Raw genomic sequence first — 19,892 nt, 5'->3', positions numbered from 1 at the left:
GGGACCACCTCAACCGCGTGGTGTCGGGAGCAACGGAAGCCGCCGAGCTTGTTAGTCTGCTGTAGACACCGGTTTAACCGGTTACGACGATGGTGTGGAGGCAACGGTCATGGGCGTGAGAATTCAGGTGGCCTTCGACGCGGCCGACCCGCACGCGCTGGCCCGCTTCTGGGCCGAGGCGCTGCGTTACCGGCAGGAGGACCACAGCGCGCTGATCGGGCAACTGCTCGACGGCGGTCAGCTACAGGCGCAGGAAGTGATCGAGGTCGACGGTCGCCGGGCCTTCCGGGACGTGGCGACCTGCACGGACCCCGACGGCACCGGGCCCCGACTGTTCTTCCAGCGGGTGCCGGAGCCGAAGACCGCGAAGAACAGGGTGCACCTGGACCTCCAGGTCGGTCCGGAGGCGGCGAAGGCGGAGGTCGAACGACTGGTCGAGTTGGGCGCCACCCTCGCCTGGGTCACGTCCGACCGGGGTCCGGTCAACACCACCCTGCACGACCCCGAGGGCAACGAACTCTGCGTGAGCTGACCGACGCTCGTCAGGTGCGCTCGGCATCCGGATCGGCGTCCTCGTCCTCGATCCGGATGCCGAGCGCACCCGCGAGCGTGTACGACAACGCGATCAGGTCGGCCCGCGCGACGATCGCACCGGCCAGACTCGTCACCCCACCGATCCCGGCCAGGGAACAGTTGACGAACCGGGTGCCGGGCAACTTCGCGTGGCTGAACTGGGCACCGGTCAGGTCGCAGTCGGTGAACCGTACGCCGCCGAGGTCGGCGTTGGTGAAGTCGGCCCGGCTCAGGTTGCACCCCTCGAACACCACGTGCCGGAAGTTCGAGAACCGGAACGAGGCCAGGTCGAGCCGGCACTGCGAGAACGTCACGTCGCGCAGCGACCCGTTGACCCAGTGCACGCCGGTCATCCGTGCCGTCGAGACCCGTACCCGCAGCAGGGTCGACTTCTCCACCCGCAGGTTGGCCAGGTTCGAGCTCTCGACCAGACAGTCGCTGAACTTCGCCCCGTCCAGCGTTGCGCCGCTCAGGTCGGTGCCGCGCAACCGGCACTGCTCGAACTCCACCGCGTCCGCCGACCGGCCGGACAGATCCAGGTCCACGAACCCCAGCCGGCGGAACGTCGCCTCGTGGTCGAGGTCGTGCTCCTCGACCGTGGCCAGGTCCAGCGACGCGGGTCGTTTCGGCTCCACCGGTGCCCGCTCGGCCGACCGACCGCTTTCCCGGCGTACCGCGCGTACTGGCATGTCCGCACGGTAGCCCAACCGGTTCGGGCCGCCGGGACGGTGGGGCGGGTGTAGATCGGGTGGGGCGGTGGGTAAGACCGGACGCATGACGTACTCCGTTGGTGTTGCGCCGACCCGGTCGGGCGGCGGACGTGCCGTCTTCGTTGCGGTCCGGGTGGGCCGGTGACCAGGGTCGCGGTGATCGCCCACCGCAAGAAGACCCTCGGCGGCGGGCTCGGCGAGCTGCGTCGGCGGCTCACCGACGAGGGCATCAAAGACCCGATCTGGTACGAGGTGCCGAAAAGCCGCAAGGCTCCCAAGAAGGTACGGAAAGCGCTGGACAAGGGAGCCGAGCTGATCCTGGTCTGGGGCGGGGACGGCATGGTCCAGCACTGCGTGGACACCCTCGCCGGCTGGGACGGTGCCACCGGGATCCTCCCGGCCGGTACGGCCAACCTGCTCGCCACCAACCTCGGCATTCCGCAGGACCTCGACGAGGCGCTCCGGATCGCCCTGCACGGCGAGCGTCGCCGGATCGACCTCGGTCGGGTCAACGGGCAGCACTTCGCGGTGATGGCCGGCGCCGGATTCGACGCGGAGATGATCTCGGACGCCGACCGGCAGATGAAGGACAGCATGGGCAAGCTCGCCTACGTCTGGACCGGCCTGCGGCACGTACGCGACGAGGTCGTGCCGGTGAAGATCAAGGTCGACGGGGAGAAGTGGTTCGACGGCGAGGCGAGCTGCGTGCTGTTCGGCAACGTCAGCACGATCACCGGCGGGATCGAGGCGTTCGACGACGCCCGCCCCGACGACGGCCGGCTGGAGATCGGGGTCGCCACCGGGCACGGGGTGATCGACTGGGCCCGTACGCTCGGCCGGATGGCGGTCGGCCGGTCCGAGAACTCCCCGCTGATCGAGATCACCCAGGGGCGCAAGGTCGACGTACGGTTCGGCAAGCCCCAGACGTACGAGGTCGACGGCGGGGCGTGCGGCACCGACAAGCGACTGAAGGTACGGGTGGTGCCGTCCGCCATCACGGTGTGCGTACCGGCCCAGCGTGAGGGCGATCAGGCGACCGAAGGCTAGAAGGGGTCAGAGGCCCTGGCCGACCTCGATCAGGTAGCCGTCGGGGTCGCGCAGGTAACAGCGGATCTCCGTACCGTGGTCCTTCGGCTCGGTGATGAAGTCCGCGCCGCGCGCCTTCCACTCCTGGTAGAGCGACCGGATGTCGGTGACCCGTACGTTCATCGCACAGCTCAACGTGTCGGAGTCGGCGGGCGCCTTGGCCTGCACGGTCGGCTTGTCGTCCGTCGGGCCGCCCTCGACGTTGATGATGATGTAGCTGTTGTGGAAGCGGAGGATCAGCGGGTTGCTGTCGTGGATGCAGGTCGCGCCGAACACCCGCTCGTAGAACTCCCGTGACCGGTCGATGTCGCGAACGATCAGCAGGGTGGCGAGGAAGATCCCCGCCTCGGGCTTGAAATAGTCGGGTGCCACATCGGTTGTCATGGTTGCCTCCTGCTCAGCGGGCCGGGCGTACGCGCCCGTCGTAGAACCTGTTGATCGCGGTCACGACTTCGTCGAGGCTGTCCTCCACCACAAAATGTCCCGAGTCGAGCCGCACCAGTTCGGCGTTGGGCAGATCCCGCAGGTACATCTCGCCCGCGGTGGGGGTGAAGAAGATGTCGTTCATGCCCCAGAGGATCAGCGTCTCGGGCCGGTGCGTACGCGCTGCCTCCTGCCACTGCGGAAACAACGCGACGTTGGTACGGAAGTCGTAGAACAGTTCCAACTGGGCCCGTTGCGCGTCCTGACCGGCGAGGAAGAACGAGTCCATGTTCCAGTTGTCCGGGCTGAGCGACTCCAGGTCCTTGTGGCCGTGGGTGTAGACGAGCTTCACCCCGTCCGGCGTCATGAGCGACATCATCGCCTGCTCGGTGTCCGGATTCCGGTCGTTCCAGAGCGCCTTGAACGGATCCCAGGCCGGACTCAGGCCCTCCTCGTACGAGTTGGCGTTCTGGATGATCTGCCACTGGAGCCAGTCCCGGTGTCGGTCGACCAGCCGGTTCCCGATCGCGCCGCCGTACCCCTCCATGTAGATGCCCATCGGCCCGATGAAGTCGACCTGGTTGACCAGTTGGTCGACCACGTCGGCAAGGTGGTCGAAGGTGTAGGCGAAATCGGACGGATCCGGGACGCCGGTGTTGCCGAAGCCGGGATAGTCCGGGGCGAGCAGGTGAAAGCGGTCCGCCAGTGCCGGCATCAGGTTGCGGTACTGGTGCGACGAGGCCGGATATCCGTGCAGGAGCAACAGTTTCGGTGCGCCGACCGTCCCCGCCTCACGGTAGAACACCTCTGTCCCGGCGACGCTCGCCTTCCGGTGGACGACGGAACTGGGAATGGACTGGACCCGGTTCGTCGTGCCCGGACGGGATTGCACCTTGGTCATGGCGATCTCCTTCACGGCCTGACTCCGAGCAGCACGTGACGGGCTGACGGACCCAGACGCCGGGACAGAACCGGATCGCGCTTGCTACCCGAACCAGGAGACCCGAAACGCCGTACGGCGATTCACCCCTCGGCTGCCGCCGGGTCGGATGTCTCCTGGGCTGCCTTCCGGGACGCCCCGTCGGTGCCGAGGATGGCGCGCAGGCCACGCCCGTAGACCTCGGTGGGAACCGCGTCGGGGTCGATCAGGTGCTGTACGGCGACGCCGACGTCCAGCGCGGTCATCAGGGCGGCCAACTGGTCGGCGGGCATCGGCGGATTGCCCCCGGTCCGCTCGACGATCTCCTTCGCGTTGCTCGCCCGTACCACCCGCAGCCACGCCGCGATCGACTCCCGGGCCTCCGGGGTGCGCATCCCGTACAGCCAGAACTCGACGATGGCCATGGCGAACCGGCGTACCTCGGGCAGGGGGAGGTTGGCGTCGTAGTCGGCGCCGAGCTGGCGCAGCCAGCCGTCGTACGAGACGTCGGCGTCGACATCGGTGCCGGGGTAGGCCGGGTGGTCGTCGGTGAGCCTGCGTTCGAGGATCGCCGCCACCAGGCCGGTCTTGCCCTCGAAGTTGGCGTAGATGGCGCCCTTGGTCAGCCCGGCCTCGGCCGCCACCTCGTCGAGCGAGGTCCGGTGGATGCCCCGTTCGCCGAAGAGCGTCTCGGCCGCGTCCAGCAGGTGCTGGCGGGTGCGCTGTTGCTGCTGCGCACGGGTGAGTCGATCGCTCATGTCGTGATCCTGCCACAGCGGGTGCGTTGACATTCCCATCGGTATCCGGATACTCATTGGTATCCGAATACTGGTCGGTATGTGAAGGGGTGATGCGGGTGCTGCACGTCGAACACCTGACGAAGATCTACCGAGGTGGGCTGCGCGCCAACGACAACCTCTCCCTGGTGGTCCGTCCCGGCGAGGTACTCGGCCTGCTCGGACACAACGGCGCCGGCAAGACCACCCTGCTCAACCAGGTCGCCGGCCTGGTCCGACCCACCTCCGGCACGCTGCGGCTGGACGGGCGCGACCCGGTCGCCGACCCGGCGTACGCGCGTGCGGTCTGCTCGGTCCAACTCCAGGCACAGGCACCGCTGACCGGGGTGACGCCGAAACAGGCGATCGAGATCCTCGGCCGGATCCGGGGCGGCAGACGGCAACGGGTACGGCAACGTACCCGGGAACTGCTGGCCGCCCTCGACCTCGCCGAGTGGGCCGACGTACCCGGAGAACGGCTCTCCGGGGGTGTCCGCCGGCTGACCGCGTTCTGCATGGCGGTGGTCGAACCCGGCCGGCTGGTCATGCTCGACGAGCCCACCAACGACGTCGACCCGGTCCGCCGCCGCCTGCTCTGGCAGCAGGTACGCCACCTCGCCGCGGACGGGTGCGCGGTCATCCTGGTCACCCACAACGTGGCCGAGGCCGAGCGGAGCGTCGACCGGATCGTCGTGCTCGACCACGGTCGGGCGGTGGTCACCGGCACCCCCGCCGAACTGCGCAACCGGGTCACCGCCGACCTGCGGCTCGAACTCACCTGCACACCGGGGCTGCCACCACCCGAGCCACCGGCCTGGGCCGGCACCGCGAGTGTCACCGGCCACCGGGTCGTCCTCCCCGTCGGCACCGACCAGACCGAACGGGCGGTCGCCTGGGCGCTCGGCCTGCGCGGCGCCGGAACCATCACCGAGTTCGCCCTGCACCCGGTCAGCCTCGAAGACGTCTACGTCGGCCTGACCGGCGGCACCGCGAAGGAGGAGGCCGGCGATGCGATCCTGGCTGCGTAGCTACCTGCTGCTCCTGCGGTGGAGCACCATCCGGCTCAGGCACACCCTCCCGCTGATGGTCATCATCCAGACCATGCTGGCGGTCGGCATCGTGATCGGCTTCTCGTTCCTGATCCCCACCATGGACCCCGCCACCGCGCTCTACCTGTCGACCGGCGCACCCACCCTCGGCCTGATCACCGTCGGCATGGTGCTCGCCCCGCAGTTGGTCGCCGAGGCCAAGACCGCCGGTACCTTCGACTACAACCGGACCCTCCCGGTGCCCCGGTCCGCGATCCTCGCCGCCGACCTCAGCACCTGGCTGGTCACCGCACTGCCCGGACTGGTCCTGGCGCTGCTCACGGCAACGATCCGGTTCGACCTCACCCTCGACATCAGCCCGCTCGTCGTGGTCGCCGTCCTGCTCGTCGCGGTGACCGCAACCGCCATCGGGTACGCGATCGCGTACGCCACCTCGCCGACGGTGACCGGCCTCATCGCCCAGCTCATCGTCTTCGTGGCGCTGATGTTCGCCCCGATCAACTTTCCCGCCGACCGGCTACCCGAATGGCTCCAGACCGTGCACCTGGCGCTGCCGTTCCAGTACATGGCCGAAGCCGTACGCGACACCCTGGCCGTCCCGCCGGACGGGGTAAGCGGACTCCCGTTCGCCGTACTGGGCGTGTGGTGCCTACTCGGCCTCACCATCACCCTGCGGATCATGACCCGTCGGGCATAGCGGCGATCCGGCTCAGTCGTCCTCGGTCTCAGGCTCCTCGGTCTCGCGGTGACGCATCAGGGTCTCGTACTCGGCAAACGGTCCGAGGCCGACCGCTCGGCGCCGCTCGTCCAGCCCGGCTGGATCCTCGATCGGCTGTGCGGTCAGCTCATTCCCGTTCTCCGGGTCGTACCAGAACTGGGTGCCGTACAGCTGCGGTTTTCCCTCCACCCGGAGGACGCGGTCGGTGAGGTAGGCCAGATGGCCGGGGCTCGCCTCACCGTCGCGCACCGCCTGTTCGAGCAGGGCCAGGCAGTCGCGCTGGAACTCCGGGTCGCGGGAGGCGTGCTGGGCCAGCAGCCAGGCGGCAAGGGCGGCCTGCTCGCCGACCACACTCCGGCGTGGCCAGCCATTCTCTGCCAGCACCGTCTTCAGCCAACCGGTGTTCTCGGCGTCGACCGCGTTGACCCGGGCCCAGGCGGCCTCGCCGGTCGCGCGGCCCGATATCTCGTTGCGAGCCTCCTGGTCACGATCCATCCGCGCCACGAGTTCGACCGCGAGCGGGTGGTCCGCAGGTTCGGTCACGACCCGGCGACCGGTTCGGCCGATGCGATCCGGTTGCCCGGTGCGGTCGGTGCGGTCGGTGCGGTCGGTGCGATGGGTTCGGTCGGTTCGGTCGCTGGCGGGGTGGCTTGGGTCGTCAGTGGTGCGACGATCAGGATCGGGTTGCCGTCGGGGTCCGCGACGTACGCGGCCCGCTCCCGCCACGGCTGGTCGGCCGGCTCGAACAGCACCGGAACCCCGACGGTACGCAGGTCCTCGACTGCGCGGTCCACGTCGTCGGTGTAGAGGCACACCTCCGTACGCCGGCCGTTGTCCGCACCCCGAGGAATGCCGTGCAGCCCGGTGTCGTCCGCCCGACCGAAAGCGAACTGGGCCCCACCGAGCGTGAGTACGACAAACTCCGGCTCGCTGTCCTGCTCCGGCGGAAAGCGGTAGGACTCGGTGAATCCGAGGCGCTCCCGATAGAACGCGGTGAGTCGTGCCGGATCGTCGCTCAGAATGATCGGAAAGGGATCACGGAACGCAACCGCCATGCCCGTGACCATAGGCACGAATGGTCGAGCCCGGCAAGACGATCAGGCGTGTCAGCAGCCCAGCGGGGTGCCGCCGCTCTGCAGAATGGATCACCATGGAGCAACAGGTGCACTTCGTGACGGTGGCGATGGCCGATCTTGATGCCGCCCGGCGGTTCCATGTCGACGGGCTCGGTTGGCGTCCGACACTCGACGTACCCGGTGAGATCATCTTCTTCCGGATCGGACTCGGCTGTCGCGTTGATCATGAAGTTAGCGCGCCCTGAGAGCGAAAATCCGTCGCTAACTTCATGATCAACGCGAACCTGGGGGTCAGGTGCGGAGGCGGAGGGCTCGGGGGGTGGGGCGGAAGCCGGCTGCGGTTAGGGCCGCCGCCAGGGGACTGGACTGGACGGAGTCGCCGTCGGCGCGTTCTACCGACAGGGGGCCGAGGGCGCCGGAGTGGACGGCGTCGGCCAGTGCTTTTGCGGCCAGGACCAGGGCGTCGTTGTCGTCCACGAAGGACAGTAGGGTACGGCCGCCCCGCTCGACGTACAGGGCCAGGTCGCCGGCTACCAGGATCACCAGGGCACCGGCCTTGCGACCGGCCCGGTGCCCGCTCACCCCGCGTTCACCGTCACCGGAGTCGACCACCCGCTCCGGCCAGGGCAGGGCGGCACCGTACGGATTCGCCGGGTCGGTGGCGGCGAGCACCAGGGCGCTGCCCGTACGCCGACGGCCGTCGTCCGGTTCGGCCAGCGCGCGGAGCCGGTCCACCGCCCCCGGTACGGCGAACTGCGCCGCGCCCAGTCCCTCGACGAAGTACCCCCGTCGGGCGGCACCGCGTTCCTCCATCGCCACCAGCACCGGGTAGACGCCCGCGAACCCGCCGACGATCCCCTCGGCGGCGACCGCGCCCCGGGTGACCAGTCCGTGCCGTTCCAGCAGCAGATCCGCCAGGGCGGCGGCCCGTCGGGTCGGGTCGGTGTCCCGATCGGGCAGCCGGGACCAGCGGCCGGCGACGGCCGGTGGGCCACCCCGGGCCGGCAGTGCCGGGCGACCGGGACGCCGGTAGCGGGTACGCGGTGCTCCCGGGCGGGCCCGGTGTGCGCCCCGTCCGCCGAGCAGCGCACGCAGCGGGGCGATGGTGTCATTGGTCAACCAACCGCCCCAGGTCAGCTCCCAGACGGCGGCGACCAGGGGATCGTCGTCGGTCGAACCGACCCGGTCGGCCAACGCCCGGAAGAAGAGCGCCTGCCCGTCGCCGAGCGCGTCCAGTATCGACTGGTGCAGCGGGGTCAGGGCGAGCGCCGGATCGGGCGGCGGGAGCAGGAGCGGGGCGGAGTCGGCGTACGCGAGGCTGACCCAGCCGTCGGCGGCGCCGATCGCGCCCGTACCGGCCCAGGTCACCTCGCCGCTGGCGCAGAGCTCGTCCAGATACGCGGGGGAGTAGTCCGCCACCCGTGCCGGGAGGATCAGGCTCTCCAGCGCCGATGCGGGCACCGCCACGCCCTGGAGCTGTTCGATCGCCGCGGCGACCGCCTCGACGCCTCTCGCGTTGCCGCCGACCTGCTGCCAGCGGGGCAGGAAGGTGGCGAGCGTACGCGGCGGGACGGGCTCGATCTCCCGGCGCAGGGCGGCGAGGGAACGGCGGCGGAGCAGCCGCAGGACCTCGGCACCGCACCACTCGGTGCCGGTGCCGGCCGGTGAGAACTCGCCCGACACCACCTGACCGGTCGCGGCGAGCCGGCGCAGTGCCTGCTCCACCACGAACACCCCGAGCCCGAACCGGGCCGCGCAGGTGGCCGCCGGGAACGGCGCGTGCGTACGGGCGTAGCGGGCGACCAGGTCACCGAGCGGGTCCGTCACCGGCTCCAGGTACGCCTGCGCGATGCCGACCGGCAGGGCGACCCCGAGCGCGTCGGAGAACCGGCCGGCGTCCTCGACCCCGATCCAGCGCTCCTGTCCGGCGATCCGTACCCGCAGGATCCGGCGGGTCGCCTCCAACTCGGTCAGCCACTCCGGTCGGGCACCGCGTTCGACCAGCTCCGCCTCGGTCTGGTCGCCGAGCAGCCGGAGCAGCTCGACCACGTCCTCGCCGTCGCGGGGCCGGCGCTGCTCGGTCAGCCACTGCAACTGCCGCTCGGTCTCGGCGACCACCGCCGGATCGAGCAGTTCACGCAGGTCGACCCGGCCGAGCAGCTCACCGAGCAGGGCCGAGTCGAGAGCGAGCGCGGCGGCCCGGCGTTCGGCCAGCGGGGCGTCGCCCTCGTAGAGGAAGGCGCCGACGTAGCCGAACAGCAGCGACCGGGCGAACGGCGACGGCTGGTTGGTCTCCACCTCGACCAGCCGGATCTTCCGGGCGGCGAGATCGCGCATCAGCCCGACCAGCGCCGGTACGTCGAAAACGTCCTGGAGGCACTCGCGGGCCGCTTCCAGGGTGATCGGGAAGTCGGCGTACTCGCGGGCCACGTCGAGCAGTTGGGCGGCCCGTTGCCGCTGCTGCCAGAGCGGTTGCCGGCGCCGGGGATCGCGTCGGGGCAGCAGCAGGGCACGGGCGGCGCACTCACGGAACCGGGCGGCGAACATCGCCGAGCCGCCCACCGCCTCCTGCACGATCTGCGCGATCTCGTCCGGGTCGAAGCCGACCAGGTCGGCGCCGGGTGGTTCGTCGGCGGTGTCCGGCAGCCGCACCACGATCCCGTCGTCGCTCGGTACGACCTGCGCGTCCACCCCGTACCGTTCGGCCAGCCGGCGGCCGATCGCGAGCGCCCAGGGGCCGTTGACCCTGGCCCCGAGGACCGAGTGCACGGCGAGCCGCCAGTCACCCAGCTCGTCGCGGAAGCGCTCGACCACCACGGTCCGGTCGTCCGGCAACGACCGGGTCGCCTCCCGCTGTTCGCGCAGGTACGCGACCAGGTTGCCGGCTGCCCAGGCGTCCAGCCCACCGTCGCGCAGTGCCGCGGTGGCGGTCTCGTCGTCCTGTTTGACCAGGGTGCGCAGCCGGGCGCCGATGGCCCGGCCCAGCTCGATCGGGCGGCCGAGGCTGTCGCCCTTCCAGAACGGCATCCGGGCGGCCTGGCCGGGGGCGGGGGAGACCAGCACCCGGTCCGGGGTGATGTCCTCGATCCGCCAGGACGAGGAGCCGAGCAGGAAGACGTCGCCGATCCGGGACTCGTAGACCATCTCCTCGTCCAACTCGCCGACCCGCGCGGACCGGGTCGCCCCGGCGAGGAAAACGCCGAACAGGCCCCGGTCGGGGATGGTGCCGCCGCTGGTGACGGCGAGCCGCTGGGCGCCGGCCCGACCGGTGAGCAGGTCGGTGCCCCGGTCCCAGACCAGCCGTGGGCGCAGCTCGGCGAAGGCGGTCGACGGGTAGCGCCCGGAGAGCATGTCCAGCACCGCGTGCAGGGCCGAGTCGGGCAGCTCGGCGAAGGGCGCGGCCCGGCGGACCAGGGCGGCGAGGTCGGGCACCCGCCACTCGTCCAGTGCGACCATCGCGATGATCTGCTGCGCCAGTACGTCGAGCGGGTTGCGGGGGTAGTGCAGTTCCTCGATCGCCCCGTCGCCCATCCGCTCGGCGACCACCGCGCAGGAGATCAGGTCGCCCCGGTGCTTGGGGAAGACGACCCCTCGGGAGATGGCGCCGACCTGGTGTCCGGCCCGGCCGACCCGTTGCAGGCCGGCGGCGACGCTCGGCGGGGCCTCGATCTGGACCACCAGGTCGACCGCGCCCATGTCGATGCCGAGTTCGAGGCTGGAGGTGGCGACCACGGCGGGGAGCTGGCCGGACTTGAGCGCCTCCTCGATGTGCTTGCGTTCCTCGCGGGAGACGCTCCCGTGGTGGGCCCGGGCGATCACCGGTGGGGCGCCGGTGGCGGCGCCGGACTGGGCCATGATCTCCGCCGGCAGCCGTTCGGCCGGTACGGCCCGTGGGGCGTCGAGGGCGGCGGCAACGCCGGCCTGCTCGTCGGCGGCGAGTTCGTTGAGCCGGGCGCAGAAGCGTTCCGCGCCCCGTCGGGAGTTGGTGAACACGATGGTCGACCGGTGTTCCCGGATGAGCTGGAAGACCCGTTCCTCGACCGCCGGCCAGATGGAGGCGCGGCGGGGTGTGCCCAGCTCGTCGTCGTCGGGTGGGTTGCGCTCGTCCAGCCGGGTCATGTCCTCCACCGGCACCTCGACGCTGACCTCGATGGTCTTCGGGGTGCGTGGCTGGACCACGTCGACCGGCCGGGCACCGGCGAGGAAGCGGGCGGTGGCGTCGATCGGCCGTACGGTGGCGGAGAGCCCGATCCGCTGTGCCGGTCGGGGCAGGAGCTGGTCCAGGCGTTCGAGGGAGAGGGCCAGGTGGGCGCCGCGTTTGGTGGCCGCGACCGCGTGCACCTCGTCGACGATCACCGACTCGACCCCGCGCAGGGAGTCGCGGGCGGCCGAGGTGAGCAGCAGGAACAGCGACTCGGGGGTGGTGATCAGGATGTCCGGTGGGGTACGGGCGAAGGCCCGCCGCTCGTCCGCCGGGGTGTCACCGGTACGCATCCCGACGGTGATCTCCGGTGGCGGGAGCCCGAGCCGGGCGGACGCCTGCCGGATGCCGGTGAGCGGGGCGCGCAGGTTGCGTTCGACGTCGACGGCGAGTGCCTTGAGCGGGCTGACGTAGAGCACCCGGCAGCGCTGCTTCGGGTCCTCCGGTCGGGGTTCGCGGGCCAGCCGGTCCAGTGACCAGAGGAAGGCGGCCAGGGTCTTGCCGGATCCGGTCGGCGCGACGACCAGGGCGTTGTGGCCGGCGCCGATCGACTTCCAGGCACCGGCCTGGGCGGCGGTGGGTGCGGCGAACGCGGCGGCGAACCACTCACGGGTCGCCACCCCGAACCGCTCCAGTACGTCCGCCATGGCGCCAATCCTGCCCCGCGCCTACGACAATCGGCGGATCACCGTGGCGCTTTGCGATGCTTGTACGCTTAAAGGCTTATTCCTCCGTTAAGTGTTACTTAACTGCTTGCTGGCGCACTGCGACATAAAGTAACTTCTCCGGCAGTCCGAGGTCGGTACGGAGGGGGCCGGATGACTGCCGAACAGCACCGTGCCGATCGCGGCACCGACGTACTCATCCGGAAGGTCGACGGGCACCTGGCCGCACTCCGCCTCGGCCTGCGGGGCGCCGACCTCGAACTCGCCGAACGGGTCGGTGCCTGCCTGCGCGTCCTGGTGCTCGACACCGCCCAGGCCAGCGCGGCCGACCGGGCACAGGTCCGGGCCGCGGTGCACTACTTCGTCCTGCGCCGCGAGGGGCGCGGCAAACTCGTCGCGGTCCGGTCGCTCGCCGCGGCCCAACACCTGGTCAACCGGGTCGTTCTCCAACTCGGCCGACCCGACCTGCTGGTCGGGTCCACTTCGGACTGATCGGCCCCCGGGACCCACCCGGTAGACTGCACCCGCCGAGAAGCGACCGGACGGGGTGACATCAAGCAATGTGGGACGGACGTCTGATCCGCCGACCGATCGGTCGGCTGGTCGTCGCTGTCCTGCTCACCCTGCTCTCGCTCACCGCCGTACACGGGGCGAGTTCCGCCGACACCCCGGCCGGCGCCCTGGCCAGTCCGCACGCGTCCATCGGCGCGGCGCTGCACCACACGACCCCGGTGCACGGCCGGGGCGAGGCGGAAACCGGCTCCGGCCGGGGCGCCGCCCGAGCGCTCGCCGGAGCGGAGTTGCGCCCACCCGCGCCGGAGCCGCTCGCCGTGCGGACGCGGTCGGTCGCGCTGCCGGTCGTACCGGTCGAGGTCTCCGCGACGATCGTCGGACACCGGGCGGATCCGCGTTCCCGGACCGTTTCCGGGCCGTCCAGCCGCGCCCCGCCGGCCTGACCCACCGCCGGCACCACCGCGCCACCGGCTGATCCGCGCCCGACGGTCGCGGTCCGGACCCCCAACGACCCCCGCCGCCATGGTCACCGAGTGGCAGTGGTCCGGACGTCCGCCGGCCTGGTCGTCGGCTGATCTCCGTCCCGCCGTGGCGGTCCGGACTTCCCATCCTCGCCCGCTTCGGGTACGTCGTGCCGCCCGGCCATCCGGCCCGGCGGCCCGGTGTCGCGGCTGCTGACGGGGTTTAGCCCGACTTTCGTTATTTGCCGGCATTATCGACGTTTATGCCTCCTGATCCCCCGTAGCCGCAGACCCTGGACAAGGGCCTGCGATGACACCTACCTGGAGAACGCATGCTGGTGCTGCTGAGCCTCCACCTCGCGCTGGCGCTGATCGCGCCACTGCTCGTCCGTTGGTGGGGTCGCCGCGCCTGCTACCTGCTGGCCCTCGCCCCGGCGGCGGTCTTCGCCTGGGCCGTCGCCATCACCGGTACGGTCCGCGACGGCGGCACGGTGGCCGAGACGTACGGCTGGGTCCGGCAGTTGCACCTCGACCTGGCCCTGCGGGTGACCACGCTCTCCTGGCTGATGGTGCTCCTGGTCGGCGGGATCGGTGCCCTGGTCCTGGTCTACTGCGCCCGGTACTTCGCCGCCGACGACACCGGTCTCGGTCGCTTCGCCGCCACCTTCGTCGGCTTCGCCGGCGCCATGTTCGGCCTCGTCGTCTCCGACAACCTGATCCTGCTCTACGTGTTCTGGGAGCTGACCACGGTCTGCTCCTACCTGCTGATCGGCCAGAACCCGGAGAAGTGGGCCAGCCGGCGGGCCGCCGCCCAGGCGCTCGTGATCACCACCGTCGGCGGGCTGGCCATGCTGATCGGCCTGATCATGCTCGGCCAGCGCGCCGGGACGTACCGGATCTCCGAACTGGCGGACGCACCGCTGCCCACCGACGGATACCTCGCCACCCTGGTCGTGCTGCTCCTGGTCGGGGCGCTCACCAAGTCCGCGATCTTCCCGGTCAGCTTCTGGCTGCCCGCGGCGATGGCCGCCCCCACCCCGGTCAGCGCGTACCTGCACGCGGCGGCGATGGTCAAGGCCGGGGTCTACCTCGTCGCGCTCTTCGCCCCGCTGTTCGCCGACGACCAGCCCTGGCGGCTGCTGGTCTTCGTCACCGGTGCGGTCACCATGCTGCTCGGCGGCTGGGCCGCACTGCGCCAGACCGACCTGAAACTGCTGCTCGCGTACGGCACGGTCAGCCAGTTGGGGCTGCTGTTCATCCTCACCGGGGCGGGCACCCGGGACGCCGAACTCGCCGGCATCACCATGCTGCTCGCCCACGCGCTGTTCAAGTCCGCGCTCTTCCTCGTCGTCGGCATCGTCGACCACAGCGCCGGCACCCGTGAACTGCCCGCGCTGTCCGGACTGTGGCGGCGGATGCCGGTGGTCTTCGCCGCCGCCGTACTCGCCGTGGCGTCGATGGCCGGGGTGCCGCCGCTGCTCGGATTCGTCGGCAAGGAGGCGGTGTTCGAGGCGTTCCGGCACGACCCCGTCCTGCTGACCACCCTGGTCGCCGGTGCCACCCTGACCGTGGCCTACAGCCTGCGCTTCCTGTGGGGGGCGTTCGGCACCAAAGCCTCGGTGCCGGCCACCCCGACCGAACCGGTGGCGGTCGCCATGCTCGCCCCGGTCGGGCTGCTGGCGGTGGCCGGGCTGGCGCTGGGCGTACTGGCCGGGCCGGTCGACGACCTGCTGGTCCCGTACGCCGGGCAGTTCGGTCCGGGTGAATACCACCTCGCGCTCTGGCACGGACCCGGCCTGGCGGTCGGGCTGACCCTGGTCGCGCTGTCCGGCGGCGGGCTGCTGTTCGCCCTGCGGCACCGGATGGCCCGGCTGGTCCAACGGATGCGTGCCCCGTTCGACGGCGGTACCGCCTACGAGCGGGTCACCTACTGGCTGGACCGGGTGGCGGTCGAGGTCACCGGGGCCACCCAGCGCGGTTCGCTGCCGCAGTACCTCGGCACCATCCTGGTGGTCCTGGTGGTGGTGCCCGGCGGGGCGCTGCTGATCGGCCGGCCCTGGCCGGAGCGGATCGCGCTCTGGCACAGCCCGGTGCAACTGGTGGTCGCGATCGTCCTCGCCACCGCCGCGGTGCTCACCGTACGGGCCCGCCGCCGGCTCACCGCGATGGTCCTGGTCGGGGTCACCGGCTACGGCACGGCGATGATGTTCATCCTCTACGGCGCACCCGACCTGGCCCTGACCCAGTTCCTGGTCGAGACCGTCTCGATCGTGATGTTCGTGCTGGTCCTGCGCCGGTTGCCGGCCAACTTCTCGGCCCGCCCGCTGCGCGCCAGCCGATGGCTGCGAGTCGGCATCGGTACGGCCGTCGGTCTGGTCATGGGCGGGTTGGCGCTCGCCGCCGCCGGTGGCCGGGAGGCGGTGCCGATCTCGGTCGACTTCGCCGAACTCGCCGTCTCGTACGGCCATGGCCGCAACATCGTGAACGTCACGCTGGTCGACATCCGGGCCTGGGACACCATGGGCGAGATCGCGGTGCTGGTGGTGGCCGCCACCGGGGTCGCCAGCCTGATCTTCCAGCGTCCCCGGGCCGGTCCCGGTCCCCGCCGGCCGAACCTCGCCCGCCGGGGTCCGAGCCGGCCGGAGCGTCGCCGGGAACGGGTCTGGCTGCGGGCCGGACCCACCCTGCGCGACCGGCGCCGCTCGATCGTCTTCGAGGTGGTCACCCGGCTGATCTTCCACACCATCGTGCTGTTCTCCCTCTACCTGGTGTTCTCCGGGCACAACGCCCCCGGTGGAGGGTTCAGCGGCGGGCTGGTCGTCGGGCTGGCCCTGGCCGTCCGCTACCTCGCCGGAGGCCGGTACGAACTCGACGAGGCCGCCCCGGTCGACGCCGGACTGGTCCTCGGGGCCGGACTGTTCGTCTCGGTCGGCGCCGGTGCGCTGGCCCTGCTGGCCGGTGCCGAGGTCCTGCAGAGCGGCGTACTCGACCTGCACCTGCCGGTGATCGGTGAGGTGCACCTGGTCACGTCCCTCTTCTTCGACATCGGCGTGTACCTGATCGTGGTCGGCCTGGTGCTGGACATCCTGCGCAGCCTCGGCGCCGAGGTGGACCGGCAGATCGAGGCCGGCGAGGGACCCGAAACCGAACTGGAACCGTTGCGAGAGCGGGAGCTGACATGATCCCCAACCTGGTCCAGGCGGTGACCGTCGCCGTCCTCGTCGGCGCCGGCGTCACCCTGCTGCTGGAGCGCAGCCTGACCCGGGTCCTGCTCGGCGTCATCATGCTCGGCAACGGGGTCAACCTGATGATCCTGCTCGGCGGTCGCAGCGGCGCCGCACCGATCGTCGGGGTCACCCCGGAGGCGGAGATGAGCGACCCGTTGCCCCAGGCGATGGTCCTCACCGCGATCGTCATCACCCTCGGCATCACCGCGTTCCTGCTCGCCGTCGGCTACCGGAGCTGGCAGCTCTTCGGCCACGACGAGGTACAGGACGACCTGGAGGATCAGCGGATCATGGTGCTCGCCCAGCGGGACGAGGTGACCCGCGGGGACGAGCCGGTCGACGAGCGTACGGACGACCGCGCGGAAGCGCCCACCGAGGACGGCGACGACCCGGAGCAGGTACCCGGCCCGGCGGGACCCTTCACCCGCCACGACGGCACCGGCCCGGACAGCGCCGCCGGCTTGGGTGGTACGGGTGGTGGTGACCGATGAGCTACCTGGTTCCCCTGCCGGTGGTGATTCCGTTGCTGGCGGCGGCGTTGACGCTGGTCCTGGCCCGGTACCCGGTCGCGCAACGGCTGGTCAGCATCACCGCGCTCAGCACCACCCTCGGTGTCGCGGTCGTGCTCCTGGTGCAGGCCAGCCGGGAGGGCCCGCTGGTCGTCTACGTCGGCGGGTGGCCGGCGCCGGTCGGCATCGTGCTCGTCGCCGACCAACTCTCGGCGCTGATGCTGGTGGTCTCCGCCGCGGTGACCCTCTGCGTCCTGCTCTACTCGATCGGGGAGGGCCGGGGGGACGGTTCCGAGTCGACCCCGGTGACCATCTACCACCCCACCTACCTGGTGCTGACCGCCGGTGTGACGAACGCGTTCCTCTCCGGCGACCTGTTCAACCTCTTCGTCGGCTTCGAGATGCTGCTCGCCGCGAGCTACGTACTCATCACGCTCAGCGGGACCGGGGTACGGATCAGAGGCGGTACGACGTACGTGGTGGTCAGCCTGCTCTCCTCGATGATCTTCCTGAGCGCGATCGGGCTGATCTACGCGGCCACCGGCACGCTCAACCTGGCCCAGCTCGCCGGCCGGCTCGACGCCCTCCCGGCGGAACTCCGGCTGGTCCTGCACCTGATGCTTCTGCTGGCCTTCGGGATCAAGGCGGCGGTCTTCCCGCTGTCGGCCTGGCTGCCGGACAGCTACCCGACCGCTCCCGCCCCGGTCACCGCGGTCTTCGCCGGCCTGCTCACCAAGGTCGGCGTGTACGCCATCATCCGTACCGAGACCCTGCTCTTCCCCGGTGGCCAGGTCGACGACCTGCTGCTGGTGGTCGCGCTGCTGACCATGGTGATCGGCATCCTCGGCGCGGTCGCCCAGTCCGACATCAAGCGGCTGCTCTCCTTCACCCTGCTCAGCCACATCGGATACATGATCTTCGGGGTGGCGCTGACCTCACTGGCCGGGCTGTCCGGGGCGATCTTCTACGTGGTGCACCACATCACCGTGCAGACCACCCTCTTCCTCGCCACCGGACTGGTCGAACGCCGGGGCGGGAGCACCAACCTGGACCGGCTCGGCGGGCTGGCCCGGGTGGCACCCCTGCTCGGCATCCTGTTCCTCGTACCCGCGCTCAACCTGGCCGGCATCCCGCCGTTCTCCGGGTTCCTCGGCAAGCTCGGCCTGCTCCAGGCCGGGGTGGCGGAGGGCGGTGCGCTGCCGTGGCTGCTGGTCATCGGCGGCACCCTCACCAGCCTGCTCACCCTCTACGCCACCATGAAGGTCTGGAACCTGGCGTTCTGGCGGGCACCGAGGCTCGCCGATCCGCACGCCCCGGCCGGACTCCCGCCGATCATGGTCGGCGCCACCCTCGCCCTGGTCGCCCTCGGGATCGGGCTCACCGTGGTCGCCGGTCCGCTCTACCAGCTCAGCGGTGACGCGGCCGAGGACCTGCGACAACGCACGCCGTACGTGGAAGCGGTCTTCCCGGTGGGCACACCGTGACCGGGCCGTCGCAGGCCACCACCAGCCGACCCGTGACCACCCGGGGACGGTGGCGCGACCAGTTGGTCACCGTGGTCTGGCTGGTGCTGGTCTGGAACCTGCTCTGGGGCGAGTTCACCTGGGGCAACGTCCTCGGGGGCGCGCTGGTCTCGCTGCTGGTCCTGGTCTTCTTCCCGCTGCCACGGGTGACCTTCGACGGCCGGATCCGGCCACTCGGGCTGCTCCGGTTCGCCGCCCGGTTCATCGCCGAACTGCTCACCGCCAGCGTCCAGGTCGCCTGGATCGCGGTCCGTCCGGACGGCGTACGGCACAGCGCGATCATCGCCGTACCGCTGCGGGTGCGCTCGGACCTGAACCTGACCCTGACCGCCGAGGCGCTGTCGCTGGTCCCCGGCACGCTCATCGTCGAGGCGGTACGCGACACCGGCACGCTCTACGTGCACGTGTTGGACGTACGCGGCCCCGCCGACGTCGAACGCGCCCGGCGGGACGTGCTCGCGGTCGAGGAGCGGATCGTCCGGGCCACGGGATCCGCCGCCGAACTGCGCCTGCTGACCGGACCCGGCCCGTCGGCCTCCGACCAGCCCCCGTCCGGCCCACCACCGGCGACGAATCCGACCCCGTTGCAGAACACCGACGAATCCGACCCGCCACCGTCCACCCGTACCGATGAAGGAGCGACCGAATGAGCGTCGTGATCGTGATCGTCACCGCACTGCTCTCCGTCGCGGCGTTGCTGGCCCTCTACCGCATCGTCCGCGGCCCGTCCCTGCTGGACCGGGTCGTCGCCACCGACCTGCTGCTGGCCGTCATCGTCGGCGCGGTCGGCACCGAGGCGGCGATCAACCGGCACGCGACCACCCTGCCGATCCTGGTGGTCCTCGCCATCCTGGGGTTCGTGGCCTCGGTGGGCGTGGTCCGGTTCGCCGCCCGGGAGGACTCGTGACCGACGTCGCGGACCTGCTCTCGGCGGCTTTCCTGATCGCCGGTGCGCTGCTCAGTCTCGCCGCCGGGATCGGGGTGGTGCGCTTTCCCGACGTGCTGTCCCGGATGCACGCGGCGACCAAGCCGCAGATCCTCGGCCTGCTGCTGATCCTGATCGGGGTGGGACTGCGGCTGCGTACGGGCGCCGACATCGCCACCCTGGTCCTGGTCGGGGTGTTCCAGTTGGCGACCGCCCCGGTGGCCGCCCAGATGGTGGGGCGGGCCGCGTACCGGGCCGGGCGGCACCGGGCCGATCTGCTGGTCACCGACGAACTCGCCGACGCCACCCCCACCAACCCCGACCGGTGAGGAGGAGACGGCCGGCAGCTCGCCCGGAGCCGAATCCGGCCAGACGCACCAGGAACGGCTCATCAGCGTGCAGAGAGGGACAACCAGGGCCTCGCCCTACCCCGGGGCGGACTCGCGAGGGTTCGGGTGATTGGCCGGGCCGTCCGGATAAACTGTCGGCATGATCGACTCCGCTGCCCAGGAGGGCAGTAGTAGCCAGCCGGGTACGA

The 19,892-nt window shown here is 70.9% G+C and carries 20 protein-coding genes; 13 read left to right on the top strand and 7 right to left on the bottom strand.

The window, feature by feature from the left end; genetic code table 11:
- The first annotated feature begins 109 nt into the window (after positions 1-109).
- Complete coding sequence (locus OIE47_RS04850; protein WP_326560280.1) at positions 110-532, top strand: VOC family protein; 423 nt, start codon at positions 110-112, stop codon at positions 530-532.
- Between the two features lie 10 nt (positions 533-542).
- Here OIE47_RS04850 and OIE47_RS04845 read toward each other — a convergent pair whose 3' ends face one another.
- Entirely contained in the window at positions 543-1,262 is a 720-nt protein-coding gene (locus tag OIE47_RS04845; RefSeq protein ID WP_326560279.1) for a pentapeptide repeat-containing protein, read from the bottom strand.
- Between the two features lie 162 nt (positions 1,263-1,424).
- On the opposite strand from OIE47_RS04845, the gene OIE47_RS04840 reads away from it, so the two are divergent.
- Entirely contained in the window at positions 1,425-2,330 is a 906-nt protein-coding gene (locus tag OIE47_RS04840; protein ID WP_326560278.1) for a diacylglycerol/lipid kinase family protein, read from the top strand.
- A 6-nt stretch (positions 2,331-2,336) separates the two neighbouring features.
- On the opposite strand, the gene OIE47_RS04835 is transcribed toward OIE47_RS04840, so the two are convergent.
- The 3 genes from OIE47_RS04835 to OIE47_RS04825 form a co-directional block, all read right to left on the bottom strand.
- Positions 2,337-2,753: a VOC family protein gene (locus OIE47_RS04835; protein WP_326560277.1), complete on the bottom strand. Its 417-nt coding sequence runs from the start codon at positions 2,751-2,753 to the stop codon at positions 2,337-2,339.
- A 13-nt stretch (positions 2,754-2,766) separates the two neighbouring features.
- Positions 2,767-3,693, bottom strand: a complete 927-nt coding sequence (locus tag OIE47_RS04830) for an alpha/beta fold hydrolase (protein WP_326560276.1) — start codon at positions 3,691-3,693, stop codon at positions 2,767-2,769.
- 122 nt (positions 3,694-3,815) lie between these two features.
- Positions 3,816-4,469, bottom strand: coding sequence for a TetR/AcrR family transcriptional regulator (locus tag OIE47_RS04825; RefSeq protein WP_326560275.1), 654 nt, complete (start codon positions 4,467-4,469; stop codon positions 3,816-3,818).
- Positions 4,470-4,567: 98 nt separating this feature from the next.
- On the opposite strand from OIE47_RS04825, the gene OIE47_RS04820 reads away from it, so the two are divergent.
- A complete protein-coding gene (locus OIE47_RS04820) occupies positions 4,568-5,515 on the top strand; it encodes an ABC transporter ATP-binding protein (protein ID WP_442792049.1) in 948 nt (315 codons plus the stop codon).
- Complete coding sequence (locus OIE47_RS04815) at positions 5,496-6,233, top strand: ABC transporter permease (protein WP_326560273.1); 738 nt, start codon at positions 5,496-5,498, stop codon at positions 6,231-6,233. The genes OIE47_RS04820 and OIE47_RS04815 overlap by 20 nt, the downstream gene beginning before the upstream one ends.
- Positions 6,234-6,245: 12 nt before the next feature.
- Here OIE47_RS04815 and OIE47_RS04810 read toward each other — a convergent pair whose 3' ends face one another.
- Positions 6,246-6,797 carry a DUF6624 domain-containing protein gene (locus OIE47_RS04810; protein WP_326560272.1) on the bottom strand — a complete coding sequence of 184 codons (552 nt, stop codon included), beginning with the start codon at positions 6,795-6,797 and terminating at the stop codon, positions 6,246-6,248.
- Positions 6,794-7,309, bottom strand: coding sequence for a VOC family protein (locus OIE47_RS04805; RefSeq protein WP_326560271.1), 516 nt, complete (start codon positions 7,307-7,309; stop codon positions 6,794-6,796). Before OIE47_RS04805 ends, OIE47_RS04810 begins: the two co-directional genes overlap by 4 nt.
- 95 nt (positions 7,310-7,404) lie before the next feature.
- Between OIE47_RS04805 and OIE47_RS04800 the strand changes: the two genes are divergently transcribed.
- On the top strand, positions 7,405-7,575 hold the full coding sequence (locus OIE47_RS04800; RefSeq protein WP_326560270.1) for a hypothetical protein: 171 nt from the start codon (positions 7,405-7,407) through the stop codon (positions 7,573-7,575).
- Positions 7,576-7,621: 46 nt separating this feature from the next.
- On the opposite strand, the gene OIE47_RS04795 is transcribed toward OIE47_RS04800, so the two are convergent.
- Complete coding sequence (locus OIE47_RS04795; RefSeq protein WP_326560269.1) at positions 7,622-12,178, bottom strand: ATP-dependent helicase; 4,557 nt, start codon at positions 12,176-12,178, stop codon at positions 7,622-7,624.
- Between the two features lie 171 nt (positions 12,179-12,349).
- Between OIE47_RS04795 and OIE47_RS04790 the strand changes: the two genes are divergently transcribed.
- The 8 genes from OIE47_RS04790 (at position 12,350) to mnhG (ending at position 19,683) form a co-directional block, all read left to right on the top strand.
- Positions 12,350-12,688 carry a hypothetical protein gene (locus OIE47_RS04790; protein ID WP_326560268.1) on the top strand — a complete coding sequence of 113 codons (339 nt, stop codon included), beginning with the start codon at positions 12,350-12,352 and terminating at the stop codon, positions 12,686-12,688.
- 68 nt (positions 12,689-12,756) lie between these two features.
- On the top strand, positions 12,757-13,152 hold the full coding sequence (locus OIE47_RS04785) for a hypothetical protein (protein WP_326560267.1): 396 nt from the start codon (positions 12,757-12,759) through the stop codon (positions 13,150-13,152).
- Positions 13,153-13,502: 350 nt separating this feature from the next.
- Positions 13,503-16,352, top strand: a complete 2,850-nt coding sequence (locus OIE47_RS04780; protein ID WP_326560266.1) for a Na+/H+ antiporter subunit A — start codon at positions 13,503-13,505, stop codon at positions 16,350-16,352.
- Entirely contained in the window at positions 16,349-16,888 is a 540-nt protein-coding gene (locus OIE47_RS04775; protein ID WP_326560265.1) for a Na(+)/H(+) antiporter subunit C, read from the top strand. The genes OIE47_RS04780 and OIE47_RS04775 overlap by 4 nt, the downstream gene beginning before the upstream one ends.
- Positions 16,885-18,390: a Na+/H+ antiporter subunit D gene (locus OIE47_RS04770; RefSeq protein ID WP_326560264.1), complete on the top strand. Its 1,506-nt coding sequence runs from the start codon at positions 16,885-16,887 to the stop codon at positions 18,388-18,390. The genes OIE47_RS04775 and OIE47_RS04770 overlap by 4 nt, the downstream gene beginning before the upstream one ends.
- The gene (locus OIE47_RS04765) at positions 18,387-19,079 is read left to right on the top strand and encodes a Na+/H+ antiporter subunit E (RefSeq protein WP_326560263.1); all 693 of its coding nucleotides are present in this window, start codon (positions 18,387-18,389) and stop codon (positions 19,077-19,079) included. Before OIE47_RS04770 ends, OIE47_RS04765 begins: the two co-directional genes overlap by 4 nt.
- Entirely contained in the window at positions 19,076-19,336 is a 261-nt protein-coding gene (locus OIE47_RS04760; protein ID WP_326560262.1) for a monovalent cation/H+ antiporter complex subunit F, read from the top strand. The genes OIE47_RS04765 and OIE47_RS04760 overlap by 4 nt, the downstream gene beginning before the upstream one ends.
- Positions 19,333-19,683, top strand: coding sequence for a monovalent cation/H(+) antiporter subunit G (gene mnhG / locus OIE47_RS04755; RefSeq protein ID WP_326560261.1), 351 nt, complete (start codon positions 19,333-19,335; stop codon positions 19,681-19,683). Before OIE47_RS04760 ends, mnhG begins: the two co-directional genes overlap by 4 nt.
- The last annotated feature ends 209 nt before the right edge of the window (positions 19,684-19,892 follow it).

The sequence above is a fragment of the Micromonospora sp. NBC_01796 genome, assembly GCF_035917455.1.
Classification (GTDB): domain Bacteria; phylum Actinomycetota; class Actinomycetes; order Mycobacteriales; family Micromonosporaceae; genus Micromonospora_G.
The sequence above is the reverse complement of the archived record's forward strand: the minus strand, read 5'-3'. Positions and strand labels throughout refer to the sequence as shown.

Bases quoted from the DNA above. Each gene is read 5' to 3' on its own strand.
- OIE47_RS04850 (WP_326560280.1), top strand. From the start codon at position 110: ATGGGCGTGAGAATTCAGGTGGCCTTCGACGCGGCCGACCCGCACGCG.
- OIE47_RS04845 (WP_326560279.1), bottom strand. From the start codon at position 1,262: ATGCCAGTACGCGCGGTACGCCGGGAAAGCGGTCGGTCGGCCGAGCGG.
- OIE47_RS04835 (WP_326560277.1), bottom strand. From the start codon at position 2,753: ATGACAACCGATGTGGCACCCGACTATTTCAAGCCCGAGGCGGGGATC.
- OIE47_RS04830 (WP_326560276.1), bottom strand. From the start codon at position 3,693: ATGACCAAGGTGCAATCCCGTCCGGGCACGACGAACCGGGTCCAGTCC.
- OIE47_RS04825 (WP_326560275.1), bottom strand. From the start codon at position 4,469: ATGAGCGATCGACTCACCCGTGCGCAGCAGCAACAGCGCACCCGCCAG.
- OIE47_RS04815 (WP_326560273.1), top strand. From the start codon at position 5,496: ATGCGATCCTGGCTGCGTAGCTACCTGCTGCTCCTGCGGTGGAGCACC.
- OIE47_RS04805 (WP_326560271.1), bottom strand. From the start codon at position 7,309: ATGGCGGTTGCGTTCCGTGATCCCTTTCCGATCATTCTGAGCGACGAT.
- OIE47_RS04800 (WP_326560270.1), top strand. From the start codon at position 7,405: ATGGAGCAACAGGTGCACTTCGTGACGGTGGCGATGGCCGATCTTGAT.
- OIE47_RS04795 (WP_326560269.1), bottom strand. From the start codon at position 12,178: ATGGCGGACGTACTGGAGCGGTTCGGGGTGGCGACCCGTGAGTGGTTC.
- OIE47_RS04790 (WP_326560268.1), top strand. From the start codon at position 12,350: ATGACTGCCGAACAGCACCGTGCCGATCGCGGCACCGACGTACTCATC.
- OIE47_RS04785 (WP_326560267.1), top strand. From the start codon at position 12,757: ATGTGGGACGGACGTCTGATCCGCCGACCGATCGGTCGGCTGGTCGTC.
- OIE47_RS04780 (WP_326560266.1), top strand. From the start codon at position 13,503: ATGCTGGTGCTGCTGAGCCTCCACCTCGCGCTGGCGCTGATCGCGCCA.
- OIE47_RS04775 (WP_326560265.1), top strand. From the start codon at position 16,349: ATGATCCCCAACCTGGTCCAGGCGGTGACCGTCGCCGTCCTCGTCGGC.
- OIE47_RS04770 (WP_326560264.1), top strand. From the start codon at position 16,885: ATGAGCTACCTGGTTCCCCTGCCGGTGGTGATTCCGTTGCTGGCGGCG.
- OIE47_RS04760 (WP_326560262.1), top strand. From the start codon at position 19,076: ATGAGCGTCGTGATCGTGATCGTCACCGCACTGCTCTCCGTCGCGGCG.